Raw genomic sequence first — 16459 nt, forward strand, 5'->3', positions numbered from 1 at the left:
AGGTGAGTCCATGAATACGAAATACGAAGAATGCCTGAAAGCATGTTTGGAATGTCTGGAAGCATGTAACGCTTGTTTTGATGCGTGCCTAAAAGAGGAAGACATTAAGATGATGGCTGATTGTATCCGCTTGGACCGTGAATGTGCAGATATATGCGCGTTTGCAGCACAAGCCATTACCCGCAATAGCCCATTTACGCATCAGATTTTAGAACTATGTGCAGAAGTTTGTGAACGTTGCGCGGAAGAGTGCGCTAAACATGACCATGATCATTGCCAACGCTGTGCTGAAGCTTGCAGGAAATGTGCTGAGGCATGCCGACAAATGGTAGCTTAAACGATATTCAGAAATTGCAACCATTAATGGAGCTGTTTCAAGAAATGAAAAAGTTTCTAGGAGCAGCTTCTTTCTTGTTATGAATTATGTAGAATAAGGAGTGTATCGAATGAAAAGGCAATTACTTTTGTTAGGTGTTGCTATAATTATTGGTTTAAGTGGATGCAGAAACAATGCGGGTAACGAAAAAAGTCCAACCAACAATAATGAACCTAAACAGGAAGACATGCAAATGGAGATGAATCATTCCGGCTCCGGTGAAGTCCCTGAGAACTTGAAAGCGGCAGAAAATCCAACCTATAAAGTCGGAAGCCAAGCAATCATTAAAACTGACCATATGGAAGGCATGGAAGGTGCTGTAGCAACAATCGTGGGTGCTTACGACACTACAGCTTACACTATATCGTATACACCAGTAACTGGCGAGGAAAGAGTGGAAAACCACAAATGGGTTGTTCGAGAAGAGATTAAAGATGCTGGTGACAAAACTTTTGAACCAGGAACTGAAGTAACCGTAGAGGCGGACCATATGAAAGGGATGAAAGGAGCAATAGCAGTAATAGATTCATCCGAAAAAACTACTGTCTATATGATTGATTACACTCCAGCTACCGGCGGTGACGAAGTTAAAAATCATAAATGGGTAACGGAAGGTGAACTTTCTGCTAAATAAAGATTAAATTAAAGGGGGTCCTTCAAGTCGGAAATCTACCGACTTATTGGACAGCCCCTTTTCTAAACAATTTACGATTAACTCGCTTTCTAGAGATTAGTACTTTGATCGCATTAATCGAAGTGAATTCAATACAACGATTATGGTAGCACCCACATCTGCGAAAATCGCCATCCATAATGTTAACCAACCGGGAATGACCAACAGTAAGGCGACTACCTTAATACCTAATGCGAACGAAACATTCTGCAAAATAATATTTAGGGTTTTCCGGCTTAGACCTATAGTATAAGGTAACTTTTCTAAGTCGTCAGCCATTAATGCAATGTCTGCGGTCTCCAGAGCTGTGTCAGTACCCGCTCCACCCATTGCAATTCCTACGGTCGCACTTGCTAAAGCCGGGGCATCGTTGACACCATCACCAACCATTGCCACCTTTCCGAATTGATTTCGGAGAGACTTGATTGTGTCCAATTTATCTTGGGGCATCAATTCTGCTTTTACTTCAGAAAGGCCGAGTTGATTGCCAATAGCATTCGCTGTAGCTAGATTATCTCCTGTAAGCATAATCGTTTTTTTAATTCCTAATTGATACAGTTTTTTTATAATTGTCAAACTGCTGTCTCTAACCTGATCGGCAACTGCAATCAAGCCTTTTACTTCATTTCCGATACCTACCAACATTACTGTTTTGCCCTCTTTTTGAAGCGTTTCAATTTGGTGTTCGTATTCCTCAGGCAGTGTTAGCAACTCTTTGAACATATTAGGACTTCCAATATGGACAACATCATTGTTAATAGATGCTTTGGCACCTTTGCCCGTTATTGATTGAAAATCGTCAACAGGCATTAATTCTAAATTATGTTTTTCGGCATTTCTAATGATAGCAGAAGCTAATGGATGCTGTGAGAATTTCTCAACTGATGCTGAGACACGAAGAATTTCGTCGGTGCTCATATCCGCCAACGAAACGAGATCCGTTACTTCTGGCATACCTTGTGTCAATGTCCCGGTTTTATCAAACGCCACTACTTTCAAACGTCCGGTTTCTTCTAAATGGATTCCACCTTTAATGAGCACGCCGTTCCGTGCTGCATTTCCAATCGCCGTCACAATTGCAACAGGAGTTGAAATGACCAATGCACACGGACATCCTACAACAAGTACGACGAGTCCTCTATAAAACCACTCGCTCCATACTCCCCCTAAAAATAGAGGCGGGATAACAATAATGAAAATGGAAATGATCATTATTGCCGGCGTGTAGTATTTAGCGAATCTATCTACAAACTGCTGGGAAGGTGCCTTTTCTGCTTGAGCTTCCTCTACTAAGTGGATAATTTTGGCGATTGTAGTATCTTCTACTCGTTTTGTCACACGTACTTCTAATGAACCTTCGCCGTTTATTGTTCCTGCAAATACCTCGTCACCAGAAACTTTATGGACAGGAACGGATTCTCCGGTTATGGCTGCCTGATTGATGGACGAGTTTCCCTTTATTACTTCTCCGTCCATGGCTAGCTTCTGACCGGGTTTGATAATCATAATATCGTCAATCTGGATATCTTCAACATCAACTTCAAGTTCATTATTCCCGCGTCTGATAATTGCAGTATTGGGTGCAATATCCATTAGAGAGCGGATTGAATTTCGAGCCTTATCAATTGAATAACTTTCAAGAGCTTCACTTACTGCAAAAAGAAAGACTACTAGAGCTCCTTCTTTCCATTCACCGATTATGACTGCACCAATCACGGCAATTGTCATCAGTGTATTCATATCAAATTCCAATTTAGTCAGGTTGCGAAGCCCAACTTTAAGCAGATTATATCCACCGACAAGAATGGCTGTAGCAAAAAGAAGGATGGATGATGTGCTACCATCTCCCGCGACCGAAGATGTTACAAAGCCAAGAATCAGAAGGAATAGTGAAGCAATGGTCGTTTTGTTTTCGCGTTTTTTCCAGAATGGCTCTTTCTCTTCAACAATTCGTTGCTTTTCAGGATAAACTTTAATTCCATCGAATGCACCGGCTTTTTCTAACTGCTCGACAGATGCATCTCCCATTACAGTTAATTTGGATGCACCGAAATTCAATTGGATATCCTTAACCGAATCAATCTCACGAATGTTTTTTTCGAATTTAGCCGCGCAACTCATACAGGATAGTCCTTGTAGTCGATAAACATTTTTCTCCGTACTCATTTATGCCACCCCTCTTTCGAATGTTCAAGCGCAATATTTACTAATTGACGAACACATTCGTCAACTAAGGAATAGAAAACAAGTTTTCCTTCTTTTCTGTATGTGGTCAGCCCCATGTCACGTAAATAACGTAAGTGGTGGGAAGCATTTGCGGTGGACGTTTCTAATACATTGGCGACATCGCAGACGCACATTTCCTCTTCTAACGTCAATGCATAAGCGACTTTCAAGCGATTGGCATCTGCAAGGGCTTTAAACAGCATTTCGACGCCACTGATTTCATCAATCCTTTCATTTACGCGGTTAACGACTGTTTCGTGATAACAATAGGTATCACACGTATCCGTTGGGATAGATTGAATATGTTCTTTTATTTTTTCCGTCATCATTACACCTCATTCAAATATTCATTTGATTGTTATTAGTATATGTAATCGTTGAAAAATTGTCAATAAAAACATTCAAATGGTTGTTTTGATGTATATGTCTTCTTGTTATACTTAATTTAGAGATTAGGAGTAAAATAAATTAAAGGAGAATAGATAAAACATGAGGAAAGTTTTGTTTTTGACTTTGCTCATTTCAACTGTGGTTTTCAGTGCGTGCGGAAAAAAAGAGTTTATAGCGGAGACAGACTGGAAAGTGGAGGATTTCTCAGCCATTAACCAAGAAAACCAGAAGGTTGATTTAGCCGATTTAGAGGGAGAAGTTTGGATTGCTGATTTTATATTTACAAATTGTGCCACGGTATGTCCACCTATGACAATGAATAAGGCGGGACTTCAACAAGCATTGAAGGATGAAAATATAAATAACGTTCGTTTGGTTTCGTTTTCTGTAGATCCTGAATTTGATACACCAGAAGTTTTAAAGGAATATGCAACTGCTTTTGACGTTGACCAATCGAATTGGGATTTTCTAACGGGGTATAATCAGGAGGATGTCGTTGAACTTGCCAAATCATCATTTAAAGCAATTGTTCAGCCAGATCCAAATTCAAACCAAGTTACTCATGGTACGAGCTTTTACTTGGTGAACCCAGACGGAATAGTTGTCAAAAATTATAGTGGTTTTTCCGATGTTCCATACGAGGAAATTGTTGAAGATGTTAAACTGCTGATTACAAAGGAGTAATTGAAATGAGGAAATATAAAAAATGGTTGTGGCTCATACTGATTATACTCTTATTCAGCACAGTAGTACTTATTAGTGCGTTCATCCCGAGAGAAACTCGTCCTTCTGCAGGCACTAGGATTATTTTAGAACATACTTACAAGACCTATATTGCACCAGTTTGTTTTGAAGAGTCAGATCCGACAAACTTTCTGGAGGAGGCAACCTTACAAGAAGCAGAAAATTTAAATTATCCCCCTCACTCGCCATGTACTGAGAAGGCGTTAGAAAGTGAAAATGATCGACTACTTACGAGTCTACTGAAACAGATAGGGATTATGGATAAGAAATGGGATAATTGGTAAAACCAATCTACACTTTAAATGAATGAAGCGGAGGATCAATATGAAAAGAAGCATCATTATAACGCTTTTATTATTAATTATGTCGTCAAATGCTGTCTATGCACATACTAGTTTGACCAATTCTTCACCGATAGATGGGGAAGAAATCAATGAAGAGGTTCATGAAATTGAATTGGAATTTAATACGAAAATTGAAACGACCAGTACAGTGAAGGTCTTTGATGAGAATGAAGAGGAAGTCACCCTTAACACTCAAGTGAATGATAATGTGATGACCGGCGGTTTCATTTCGCCGTTAGATAATGGTACATATACAGTGGAATGGAAGATTATTGGTGCAGATGGCCACCCGATACAAGGAACTTATTCCTTCACGGTAAATCAAAACGAAATAGATGACACAGCAGTGCCTGAAGAAACCGATGAAACACCTGCTGAGCCGAAGGAAGAGTCATTAGAAAAACCTGTAGAGCAGGCAATTGAAGATTCATCGAAAATAGCTTCGAACGATGTACTCGTAGTAATCCTTGTTACTTTATTTACTATAGCTGGCGGATTTATTGGCTGGTTCATAGGAAGAAGGAAGAGTAGATGATCTGGATTTATATTTCTGAAAGTTTATTGTATCTATGTTTTTCGCTGTTAATGGGTTCATTTATCATACAGTTTATTCCTGAACGGCTGAAACCGGAAATACGTATATCTAAACGTTTGATTCAATTATCGGTCTTAGGAGTCGTATTCTTTTCGGTTGCGCCTGTGATAAGGGTAATCCTATTTCTTTATGAAGATATTGGCTTTGAGTTGACGATGCAAAATGTCTTAGGTTTTGAAGTGGGGAAGGCCTGGAATGTCACGGTTATACTTGCAATTTTCTTTTACCTATTTGTTTCGTTGTTTCCAGTATTGAAAAGCAAAGTCTTGTCTGGTATATCTCTGTTTTTCACTTTCATCCTACTGTTGGCATTGGGATGGGCAAGCCACGCAGCATCCCTTACTGAATGGAGTGGGTTCGTTTTTCACTCATTGCACTTTCTAGCCGTTACCATATGGGTCGGTATACTTCTTGTCGTCGGTTGGTGTTCTAAAAACCAAGAGAATTGGCTTGCTTATTTAAGATGGTTTACCCCTTTGGCGATCGTTTGTTTTCTTACGATTGCGGGGACTGGATTATTTCTTATGAATTTGGTGATTGATGTAAATGAGTATGGAGATGCATGGACGGTACCATATGGACAAGCTTTATTAGTGAAGCATCTGAGCATTATCCCTGTTTTATTTTTCGCTTTTATAAATGGATTTTGGATTAGGCGTAGGTTGAAGCGCCAAGTGAATATTAATCCGATACCGTGGATGAGGTACGAAAGCATTCTACTATTTTTTACTTTTGTTTCGACAGCCGTTTTGGGACAACAGGAACCACCTCATAGTATTGAGATAACTCTTGGTGGCAGTGGTCCCTCGGCTATCTTTGATTATTTTTATACAGGAATCATTGAGCCATCTATGAGTTTGCAATTCGGTTTAAATACAATAAATATATTGTTTTTCATAGTTGCGATTATCTTTATGTGGCTTATCGTATACAGCTTCAAAAAAAGGGCATCCGCAGTTCTACCTTTTTTCATGTCGATGTTCTGTATCCTTTCGCTATATTTCGGATTAATGGCTAGTATTCAATAATTGGGTAAGAAAAATAGAGAAGAGGTAATTTGATGAAACAGAATAACAATTCAAACATGAAATTTGCAGTTGTGTTAACACTCGTGGTGGTAGGGATTGTGGTAGCAGTTGTTATGTTTAGCGACAAACAGAATTCCTCGCCAATGGATATAAAGCAAATCGATGTAACCGGACAACCTTCAATTGGGGAGAAAGATGCTCCTGTAACAGTTGTTGAATTCGGAGACTTTAAATGTCCTTCATGTAAAGCATGGGGTGAAATGATATATCCAAAACTAGTTGATGATTATATCGAAACAGGAAAAGTTAAATTTTCATATGTGAACGTATTATTCCACGGTGAAGAATCGACTTTGGGATCAATTGCCGCTGAATCCGTTTATGAGCGGAACCCCGATGCGTATTGGGAGTTCCACCAAGCATTGTTTGATGCACAACCTGTTGAAAATCATGATGCGCAGTGGATAACACCCGAAAGAATTCTTGAAATTGCAAGCGGGTTTCCTGAGATTGATCAAACACTATTAAAGGAAGACATGGAACAACAAGCGACTATGGAGAGCGTTAAAATCGACGAAGATTTAGTAAGGGATGCCGGTGTTTCGATGACTCCGACAATTGTAATAAACGGGAAAGTGATGGAGGATCCCTTTAACTACGAAGCCATTAAGACGGAAATAGAACAAAAGATGCAGGATGAAAATTGATGGGGGATATGCAAAGTAAATCCAAACCGCGAGGATACCTATTATATATTGCTTGGGTTGTTTCATTAGTTGCTATGCTCGGGAGCTTGTACTTCAGTGAAATTAAAGGGTATATTCCGTGTGAGTTATGTTGGTATCAGCGTATCTTCATGTATCCACTGACGCTGATTTTAGGAATTGGAACATTCCAGAATGACAGTTCCGTTAAAAAATTCGCACTTCCGTTAGCAATTATTGGAGGAAGCATATCGCTTATGCATTATTTAGAGCAGAAAATCCCTGGTTTTGGAGGCATCAAGCCTTGCGTTAGTGGTGTACCTTGTAGTTCTCAGTATATAAATTGGTTTGGATTTATTACGATACCATTTTTAGCGTTAGTGGCATTTGTGATTATTGCTTGCTGTATGTTTTTCATTAAATCGAAGAAGTCGAATGAGTAAATAACTTTATTATAGAAGCCAAAGAAGCCAGTTGCTATTCCTTTGGCTTCTTTGCGTTAGAAAATACGATAGGGGAGAAAATTATGCGGTATGAGACCATTGTTATTGGAGCGGGACAAGCTGGACTGGCAATGGGATATTATTTAAAACAAAATAATCAAAGGTTTTTAATTATTGATAAAGGGAAGGCTTTGGGCGAGGTGTGGAAAAATAGATATGACTCCTTAAAGTTATTTACACCTAGGATGTATAGTTCGTTGCCTGGTCTTATCATAGATGGCGAGCAACAAGGATTTCCTTCGAAAGATGAAATTGCAAATTACATTAAGCGCTTTACGGAAACGTTTGCGTTACCTGTGGAACTGAATACCAAGGTTCTGTCCGTAACAAAAAATGAAGAAGGTTTTTGTGTAGAAACAACAAAAGGTCCATATTATGCATCGAATGTTGTGGCTGCTACAGGACCTTTTCAAAAGAAGCGGATTCCCGCATTTTCTAGTTCCCTTAGCGAAAATATCCTCCAGCTTCATTCATCTGAGTATAAGAACCCTAATCAGCTTCAGCAAGGAAATGTGCTTGTTGTTGGAGGGGGCAATAGTGGTGCCCAAATTGCTGTTGAATTGTCGGAAAATAAAGATATGTATTTAGCTATTAGTAAAAAAACAAGATACCTCCCGTTAATAATTGGTGGAATGAGTGTGTTTTGGTGGTTTGATAAATTGGGAATACTAAAAGTGACCCATCAATCATTTATCGGGAATTTGTTGCAAAAAAAAGGTGATCCTATTTTTGGGAGTGAATTGAAAAATGCTATAAAAGACGGGGAAGTTACGTTAAAAGGAAGAGTTGTAAATGGGGTAATCGATCATGTTATATTTGAAGATTCAACTACACTTGAAGTGAAAAACATTATTTGGGCAACTGGATTCCAACATGAGTATGAATGGTTAAAAATAGATGGTGTAATTGATAAGCAGAATAAAATCATTCACATCAGGGGTGTAAGCCCCGTACAAGGTCTTTACTTTTTAGGTTTACCATGGCAATCACGCAGAGGATCTTCTTTACTTCAGGGAGTAGGTTATGATGCCAACTATATAATTGAACATATGAAAAACACAACTACGTAAAGGGGACACTTGAATGGGAAATCATCAACATAATCACTTTGCGGAAAAACGAGAAGGGAATAAACGGGGTCTCATCATTGCCTTATCCATTACGACGCTCATTATGATTTTGGAGTTCTTCGGTGGGCTTTTCACGAATAGTTTAGCCTTGCTATCAGATAGTGGTCATATGCTTTCGGATGCAAGCTCGATGGCTTTAAGCCTCGTGGCAATTTGGTTTGCAAGTAGACCACCATCACCGAATAAAACGTACGGATATTATCGATTTGAAATTTTAGCGGCTTTATTTAATGGTGTTACGTTATTTGTCATTGCAGGATTTATTGTCAAAGAAGCAATTCAACGTTTTAATGAACCACCAACAGTTGCAAGCGGAACGATGATAATCATTGCATTCATCGGATTAGCCGCCAATCTCCTTAGTGCGATAACTCTTCTCAAAAAAGCTGATGTAAAAGAAAATATCAATTTAAAAAGTGCGTATATTCACATAATCGGCGACGCTTTAGGTTCGGTTGGTGCGATACTGGCTGGTCTGCTGATGCTTCTGTTCGACTGGTACATTGCAGATCCAATCATCTCGGTGATTGTCGCATTATTGATTTTGAAAAGTGCATGGGGCGTACTCAAACTTAGTATCCATGTCTTAATGGAAGGTTCACCGTTAACAATTAATTATGAAGAAGTTATAGCTTTATTAGAAAATATCGAAGGTGTGAAAAATGTCCACGATCTTCATATTTGGACGATTACCTCCGGATTAGATTCTTTTAGTTGTCACATTCTGATTGACGAAAATACAGATGAACAAGTTGTTCTACAACAGTCAATTAATCTGATACGCGATAATTATAAAATTGAACATACTACGATTCAAATTGAAAAATCGAATCTTCAGCATCAGGAATTGAGTATATAATCGCATACTCTTCCCAAAAATAATATTAAAGACTTGTGTAAATAAGTGCCAAGCATAAATTCATGCCAATCCCCATATAAACTTAGAGACTAACAATTGAAGGATGGTTTATTGACTCATATTTGGTTTATTGGTTTTTTATCTACATTTGCTGGAATCAGCATAGGTGGAGTTATTGCTGGTCTAATAAATGGTTTTAAGAGAAGCATTGGTACAATCTACGCGGTATGCACAGGGCTAATCTTAGGATTAATTAGTTTTGAAATCGCACCGGAAGCTATACAACTGGGTAATTGGCTTATTTTTTTGTTGGGTTTTTTAGCAGGAGTTTTTATATTCAATCTCATCCATATGGGGGTTCATAACAACTCTGTAATTACAAAGGCATCACACAAACATCATAATAGAAGGCTAGGTTTATTCCTAGCTCTAATTATCTCTATCCATAATTTTCCCATGGGAATAGTTCTCGGGGCCGGTGAACAATCTCAATTAAGCATATCTTTATTACAGGCACTACTATTGCACAATATTCCTGAAGGTATGATACTATTCACGCCATTATTTATCGCTGGATTTAGTTTTAACATGCTATTTTTTTTATCTATTTTCATTGCTGTTCCAGTTGCACTTGGGGCTTTCTTTGGCGAAATGATCGGTATGCAAAATAATCTTTTATGGGCGTTCTTAATAAGCTTGACTGTCGGGACCATTTATATGGTAACGATTAAGGAAATCCTAACTGAATCAATTAGGCAATCGTCCAATACTTATAGTTTTCTTGTTGCATTTATTGCTTTTTGGCTGATGGGTGCATATTTGTTTTATTATTAAGGATGATACAGGATATTGGCCGAGACCAGTGCCTTGGTCTCCGCAGCTATTTTTTTGTAGAAAGTGATAAGTACTACCCGAATGTCGAAATGAGTAAGTGACGAAACAAACTCTCAGAACAGAAGGAGTTAATTACCATAGATCCTTTTAGTAATGTCAAATCCTTTAGAGTGTAAATTAAAAGTAACCTTCCATTATGAGTAACTCGTTAACTCTAGAGGTACTAAACTAGATTTAACAAGCAGAATGGTGTCATATTAAAACCAGAAATAGCATCCCTGTTAGGCGGTGCTTTTTTGGGGGTAAAGCTATATATATTGACCCTGTATCTAGATACAGGGTTTATACTATGTGTGAGGTGAGTCAAATGGATTTTCATATAGGAGAATTAGCCGAGAAATGTAACGTTAATAAAGAAACCATTCGGTATTATGAACGATTAGGATTAATTCCGAAACCTTCTCGTACAGAGTCAGGATATCGAATATACACAGAACAAACCGTTAACCGATTAAATTTTATTAAGCGCATTCAGGAATTAGGTTTTACTTTAAATGAAATTGATAAGCTCTTAGGCGTGGTAGATCATGATGAAGAAAAGTGCCGTGATATGTATGATTTCACAGTTTATAAGATAGAGGACGTTCAACGGAAAATTCAAGATCTTAAAAGAATCGAACAAATGCTAATCGACCTAAAAGAAAGATGTCCCTCAAACAAAGATATTTATGAATGCCCCATTATTGAAACCTTACTAGAAGTTTAAGGACGGAGGAATACTATTGAAAAGATATCGGATTAATATTCAAGGAATGACTTGTACAAGTTGTGAACATAATGTCTCAGTCGCCCTGGAAAATATAGGTGCAAAGTGTTTTGAAGTTGATTTTCGCCGTGGGGAAGCTGTATTTGAACTTCAAAATGACGTAGAAGTTGAAATAGCGAAAAATGCGATTGCTGAAGCAAAATATCGACCAGGTGAAGTTAAAGACTTACAAACGCAAGTAAAAGTTGATTTAGGTTGCAAAGAAGATTATGACTACATCATCATTGGTTCTGGTGCAGCGGCCTTTTCATCTGCCATTGAAGCTGTGGGGTATGGCGCAAAAGTTGCGATGATTGAACGTGGAACGGTGGGAGGAACTTGCGTTAACATTGGGTGCGTTCCATCTAAGACCTTGTTAAGAGCAGGTGAAATCAATCATTTAGCAATAAATAATCCATTTACAGGATTACACACTACAGCACAAAATGTTGATTTAGCCTCATTAGTACAACAAAAAGATGAATTAGTAAGTACACTTCGCAATGAAAAATATGTGAATTTAATTGACGATTATGGTTTTGAACTAATAAATGGTGAAGCGAAATTTGTTAATGGAAATACAGTTGTAGTTAATGGCAACCAAATAACAGCGAAACGATTTGTAATAGCTACAGGGGCATCTCCATACGTTCCTAATATTCCCGGACTAGACGAAGTAGAGTATTTAACAAGCACTACGTTACTTGAATTAAAGAGGGTTCCAAAGCGTCTCACGGTACTTGGTTCTGGATATATCGGGCTGGAACTGGGACAACTATTTCATAATTTAGGCGCAGAAGTAACTTTGATACAAAGAAGCGAGCGTCTATTAAAAGAATACGATCCTGAAATTTCAGAAGCAATTACTCAGGCATTAACAGAACAGGGAATTAATTTAGTTACAGGAGCAACCTATGAACGCGTAGAACAAGATGGAGACATTAAAAAAGTTCATGTAGAGATAAATGGTGAAAAGGGAATCATTGAAGCAGAACAATTGCTTGTAGCAACAGGAAGAAAACCAAATACAGAATCTCTGAACTTACATGCAGCAGGTGTTAACCTTGGGTCCCGTGGTGAAATCGTCATTGATGAATATTCTAAAACGACCAATTCCCAAATTTACGCAGCCGGAGATGTAACTCTTGGTCCGCAATTTGTTTATGTAGCTGCTTATCAAGGTGGACTTGCTGCGCGTAATGCAGTCGGAGGACTGAATCAGAAGGTGAATTTAGAAGTTGTTCCAGGCGTCACGTTTACTAATCCTTCGATTGCAACGGTTGGTTTAACTGAACAACAAGCAAAAGAAAAAGGTCTTGAGGTTAAAACGTCTGTCTTGCCGTTAGATGCCGTACCAAGAGCCCTCGTTAATCGGGAAACGACAGGTGTTTTTAAGTTAGTAGCAGATGCAAAAACATTAAAAGTGTTAGGCGTTCATATCGTTTCCGAAAACGCAGGAGAGGTAATCTATGCGGCAACATTAGCTGTAAAATTCGGATTGACAGTAGAGGATTTACGAGAAACTCTTGCTCCTTATTTAACAATGGCAGAAGGATTGAAATTAGCAGCCCTTACGTTTGATAAAGATGTATCCAAATTATCTTGTTGTGCTGGATAGCAATATGAATACAAATAAAGCTGAAATTCCTTGAAAAGGGATTCGGCTTTTTTAAATTAATCTAAACCATTGACCTGTACCTCAAAAAGGTACAGGATATAGTTTCAAGAAAGGTATCGTCTGCCTTATCTTCTATATGAACCCTAAGTCGTTCTGTCAGGTAAAAGTAAATTAGGTATTAAACGTATATAAATAAGTGAACCTATAAGCTCCACGATTGTTTGGGACACAATTATGGCCGCTACTAAAGTGTTCACTCCGTCAGGCAGAGCCAATGCAAGAGGAAGAACTACGAGTGAATTACGTATTGCTCCTCCAAATATAAGCGAGCGTCCAGTTTTAATATCAAGATTAAACAACCTAGCAAAGAATCGCGAAATGATGGGCATAATAATCATAAAGGCAATATATATAGGAATTACTTTGATTATTAAATCCAAGTGGTTAGATAATTTACCTATCTGGGATGTTACAACAACAAAAAGTGTAAGAGCCATGAATGGAACAGGAAGCCATGCGGAGCTATTTAATATTTTATCTACAGTAGATGCTTTTTTTGCGAATAACTGTACGATGATAGCAATGCTCAATGGAATAACGATTAGCCCGAAAAATGCTTCGAAAAATGGACCGGATTCCACTATTCCTATAGCTTTCCTTCCCATAAACAACCATAAGTACAAAGGTAACAAGAGCATCTGCGTTACAAAAAGAATAGGTGTTGCCATAAGTAAAAGTTTTTCATTTCCACGACCAAGAGATGTGAACACAATGACATAATCAATACAAGGGGTCAGCAATACTAAATAAACACCGAGTAATAAAGGTGGATATTCTGGTAATAACTTTGATAGAAGCCATACAACAATGGGTACGGCTATATAGTTAACCGTTAGTAAAGCTCCGAGAAAACGACGATTTCCGAACGATTTTTTCAAGGAGGCAAATGGAATCTGAGAAAACATACTGTACATTAAAATAGCAATAATTAAAGAAATCATCACATCTAATCGTCCAGCGAGATCGGGCACGAATAATCCAAATCCAACTGCTGTCACTAGCACAATAACATACAGTGATATTTGTTTTTCTTCTAATTGTTCTTTAGTACACATTAAAAATTATTCTCCTTTTGTTTTACGAAATGTTTCCAGTGCAAATTAATCAATTTCAAAATATTGGCGAATGTGGTTCAAGGGTGAAGTAAAGGTAACTCTCCAGTATTTCAAAATCAGTAAGTGATGCAAATGTGAGGCTGGATGAGGAAACCTAATGTCTACTATACGTCAAGAATGCCTTTTTGACACGGAAGTTTTATATAACAAAACGTCTTACAACTATTCAAAAGACTGTCATTAAGCAGCTCATTAATTTTTGAAAAATGAATTTCATGAAAAAGATAATTATACTTGCATATATAAGTATATGGTTATATACTGATGACGAAGCGGAGGGATGGTACATGAATACAATAGCAACAATTGATGTGCAACGAGCATCACAACTATTAAAATTGCTTGGAGATCCAACACGTTTAACGATGATGAAGTTACTCAAGTCACATGAATGCTGTGTGTGTGAATTTGTCGAAATCTTTAAGATGAGTCAGCCGGCAATTAGCCAGCACTTGCGTAGACTGAGAGATATTGAATTAGTGAAAGAAGAACGCAAAGGTCAATGGATTTTCTTCTCGATTAATGAAAATCATGAAGACTTTCCTTTTATTCAAAGCATACTTGAACAACTTCCGGAACAGAATGAATCCATAGCTGAACTGGAAGCACAAGGGCTGAGAATTAGTTGTAACTAGGGAGGAGAAAGTACGTTGGTTTCAGTTATTACCGCATCATTGATTTTCATCATTACACTCATTTTTGTTATTTGGCAGCCTAGAAATTTATCGATTGGTTGGTCTGCTTGTATTGGTGCAGTTGTCGCTTTATTAGTCGGAGTAGTTAATTTTCAGGATGTTATTGATGTAACAGGCATCGTATGGAATGCTACGCTTGCTTTTGTTGCAATCATTATCATCTCATTAATTTTAGATGAAATCGGATTCTTCGAGTGGTCTGCGTTACATATGGCGAGATTAGCAAAAGGTAGCGGAATTCGGATGTTTGTTTATGTCAGTCTTCTAGGGGCAGTCGTTGCTGCTTTATTCGCAAACGATGGGGCTGCCTTAATCCTAACACCAATTGTTTTGGCAATGGTACGAAATTTGAACTTTAATGAAAAAATGGTTTTTCCATTTATTATTGCCAGTGGTTTTATTGCAGATACCACTTCGTTACCATTAGTCGTGAGTAACTTGGTCAATATTGTTTCAGCGGACTTTTTTGGCATCGGCTTTGTTGAATATGCCTCCAGGATGATAGTGCCTAATTTATTTGCATTAGCTGCGAGTATTTTAGTATTGTTGTTATTTTTCCGTAAAAGTATTCCAAAGGATTATAAAGTATCAGATTTAAAACGACCGACGGATGCTATAAAAGATATTAAGATGTTCCGGCTGTCTTGGGTAGTATTAGGTATATTGCTTATCGGGTATTTCTCTAGCGGGTTTACGGGGCTTCCTGTGTCGATAGTTGCTGGTATCATGGCCATATTCTTCATGTTCATGGCACAAAGAAGTCCTGCTGTTCAAACGAGGCAAGTACTTAAAGGAGCACCTTGGGCCATCGTATTTTTCTCAATAGGGATGTACGTAGTTGTCTACGGATTACGGAATGTCGGTCTAACGAGTGTGCTCGGAGATGTCATTCAGTTGGCTGCAAATCAAGGCTTGTTTGTAGGTACGATTTCAATGGGCTTTATTGCTGCGATATTATCATCTGTCATGAATAATATGCCAACCGTCATGATCAATGCACTGGCCATTGCGGATACTGATACAACAGGACCTATCCGTGAGGCTTTGATTTATGCGAATGTCATTGGGTCGGATTTAGGTCCGAAAATCACGCCAATAGGGTCTTTAGCTACTTTATTATGGCTGCATGTTTTGTCTCAAAAAGGTGTGAAAATATCTTGGGGTACCTATTTTAAGGTCGGTATTATCTTAACAGTCCCTACCCTCTTGATTACACTAATCGGCCTTTATTTATGGCTTTCATTCATACTATAAAACACAAAAAAGGAGATTTTCAATATGTCGAAAAAAACACTATATTTCTTATGTACAGGTAACTCATGTCGTAGCCAAATGGCTGAAGGATGGGGCAAAAAGTATCTTGGTGAAGAATGGGAAGTTTACAGTGCAGGAATTGAAGCCCATGGCGTCAATCCAAATGCTGTGAAAGCAATGAAAGAGGCTGGTGTCGATATTTCGGATCAAACTTCAGATATTATTGATGCGGAAATCTTAAATAATGCAGATTTTGTCGTAACGTTATGTGGAGATGCTGCTGACAAGTGCCCGATGACACCACCTCATATCAAAAGAGCTCATTGGGGATTTGATGACCCTGCAAAAGCAGAAGGAACGGATGAAGAAAAATGGGCATTCTTCCAGCGTGTTCGCGATGAAATTGGATCAAGAATTGAACGCTTCGCTAAAACTGGTGAATAAGTAAAATAGGCCGTGGATTCATCTCACGGCTATTATTATATTAAGTATATAAGGATATAGTT

At 38.2% G+C, this 16459-nt stretch carries 19 protein-coding genes; 16 read left to right on the plus strand and 3 right to left on the minus strand.

Annotated features, from left to right (window positions below; all coding sequences use genetic code 11):
• Positions 1–10: 10 nt before the first annotated feature.
• The gene (locus JSQ81_RS14080; protein WP_212604651.1) at positions 11–337 is read left to right on the plus strand and encodes a four-helix bundle copper-binding protein; all 327 of its coding nucleotides are present in this window, start codon (positions 11–13) and stop codon (positions 335–337) included.
• Between the two features lie 109 nt (positions 338–446).
• Positions 447–1010 (plus strand): YdhK family protein, encoded by a 564-nt coding sequence (locus tag JSQ81_RS14085; RefSeq protein ID WP_212604652.1) that lies wholly within the window; start codon positions 447–449, stop codon positions 1008–1010.
• A 96-nt stretch (positions 1011–1106) separates the two neighbouring features.
• Here JSQ81_RS14085 and JSQ81_RS14090 read toward each other — a convergent pair whose 3' ends face one another.
• Entirely contained in the window at positions 1107–3215 is a 2109-nt protein-coding gene (locus tag JSQ81_RS14090) for a heavy metal translocating P-type ATPase (protein WP_212604653.1), read from the minus strand.
• Entirely contained in the window at positions 3212–3601 is a 390-nt protein-coding gene (locus JSQ81_RS14095; protein ID WP_212604654.1) for an ArsR/SmtB family transcription factor, read from the minus strand. The genes JSQ81_RS14090 and JSQ81_RS14095 overlap by 4 nt, the downstream gene beginning before the upstream one ends.
• Before the next feature lie 163 nt (positions 3602–3764).
• Between JSQ81_RS14095 and JSQ81_RS14100 the strand changes: the two genes are divergently transcribed.
• The 11 genes from JSQ81_RS14100 (at position 3765) to merA (ending at position 12829) form a co-directional block, all read left to right on the plus strand.
• The gene (locus tag JSQ81_RS14100) at positions 3765–4349 is read left to right on the plus strand and encodes an SCO family protein (protein WP_212604655.1); all 585 of its coding nucleotides are present in this window, start codon (positions 3765–3767) and stop codon (positions 4347–4349) included.
• Positions 4350–4354: 5 nt separating this feature from the next.
• A complete protein-coding gene (locus JSQ81_RS14105) occupies positions 4355–4693 on the plus strand; it encodes a hypothetical protein (RefSeq protein ID WP_212604656.1) in 339 nt (112 codons plus the stop codon).
• 40 nt (positions 4694–4733) lie between these two features.
• Positions 4734–5288: a copper resistance CopC family protein gene (locus tag JSQ81_RS14110; protein ID WP_212604657.1), complete on the plus strand. Its 555-nt coding sequence runs from the start codon at positions 4734–4736 to the stop codon at positions 5286–5288.
• The gene (locus JSQ81_RS14115; protein WP_212604658.1) at positions 5285–6376 is read left to right on the plus strand and encodes a copper resistance D family protein; all 1092 of its coding nucleotides are present in this window, start codon (positions 5285–5287) and stop codon (positions 6374–6376) included. Before JSQ81_RS14110 ends, JSQ81_RS14115 begins: the two co-directional genes overlap by 4 nt.
• Positions 6377–6408: 32 nt before the next feature.
• Positions 6409–7083: a DsbA family protein gene (locus JSQ81_RS14120; protein WP_212604659.1), complete on the plus strand. Its 675-nt coding sequence runs from the start codon at positions 6409–6411 to the stop codon at positions 7081–7083.
• An 8-nt stretch (positions 7084–7091) separates the two neighbouring features.
• Complete coding sequence (locus tag JSQ81_RS14125) at positions 7092–7523, plus strand: disulfide oxidoreductase (RefSeq protein WP_249336730.1); 432 nt, start codon at positions 7092–7094, stop codon at positions 7521–7523.
• 83 nt (positions 7524–7606) lie between these two features.
• Positions 7607–8653 carry a flavin-containing monooxygenase gene (locus JSQ81_RS14130; RefSeq protein WP_212604661.1) on the plus strand — a complete coding sequence of 349 codons (1047 nt, stop codon included), beginning with the start codon at positions 7607–7609 and terminating at the stop codon, positions 8651–8653.
• Between the two features lie 13 nt (positions 8654–8666).
• Positions 8667–9572 carry a cation diffusion facilitator family transporter gene (locus JSQ81_RS14135; protein ID WP_212604662.1) on the plus strand — a complete coding sequence of 302 codons (906 nt, stop codon included), beginning with the start codon at positions 8667–8669 and terminating at the stop codon, positions 9570–9572.
• A gap of 96 nt (positions 9573–9668) precedes the next feature.
• Entirely contained in the window at positions 9669–10406 is a 738-nt protein-coding gene (locus JSQ81_RS14140) for a ZIP family metal transporter (protein WP_249336547.1), read from the plus strand.
• Between the two features lie 367 nt (positions 10407–10773).
• Positions 10774–11172 carry a mercury resistance transcriptional regulator MerR gene (gene merR / locus JSQ81_RS14145; RefSeq protein ID WP_212604663.1) on the plus strand — a complete coding sequence of 133 codons (399 nt, stop codon included), beginning with the start codon at positions 10774–10776 and terminating at the stop codon, positions 11170–11172.
• 16 nt (positions 11173–11188) lie between these two features.
• Positions 11189–12829, plus strand: a complete 1641-nt coding sequence (gene merA / locus JSQ81_RS14150) for a mercury(II) reductase (RefSeq protein ID WP_212604664.1) — start codon at positions 11189–11191, stop codon at positions 12827–12829.
• 143 nt (positions 12830–12972) lie between these two features.
• Here the strand turns inward: merA and JSQ81_RS14155 are convergent, their stop codons facing one another.
• Positions 12973–13944: an arsenic resistance protein gene (locus JSQ81_RS14155; RefSeq protein WP_212604665.1), complete on the minus strand. Its 972-nt coding sequence runs from the start codon at positions 13942–13944 to the stop codon at positions 12973–12975.
• 347 nt (positions 13945–14291) lie between these two features.
• Here JSQ81_RS14155 and JSQ81_RS14160 point away from each other — a divergent pair, with 347 nt between their 5' ends.
• The 3 genes from JSQ81_RS14160 to arsC are packed head-to-tail and all read left to right on the plus strand — an operon-like array spanning position 14292 to position 16397.
• Positions 14292–14639 (plus strand): ArsR/SmtB family transcription factor, encoded by a 348-nt coding sequence (locus tag JSQ81_RS14160; protein ID WP_212604666.1) that lies wholly within the window; start codon positions 14292–14294, stop codon positions 14637–14639.
• A gap of 15 nt (positions 14640–14654) precedes the next feature.
• Positions 14655–15953, plus strand: a complete 1299-nt coding sequence (locus JSQ81_RS14165) for an arsenic transporter (protein ID WP_212604667.1) — start codon at positions 14655–14657, stop codon at positions 15951–15953.
• Between the two features lie 24 nt (positions 15954–15977).
• Complete coding sequence (gene arsC / locus JSQ81_RS14170; protein WP_212604668.1) at positions 15978–16397, plus strand: arsenate reductase (thioredoxin); 420 nt, start codon at positions 15978–15980, stop codon at positions 16395–16397.
• Positions 16398–16459: the final 62 nt, after the last annotated feature.

Source organism: Sporosarcina sp. Marseille-Q4063 (genome assembly GCF_018309085.1).
Lineage (GTDB): Bacteria > Bacillota > Bacilli > Bacillales_A > Planococcaceae > Sporosarcina.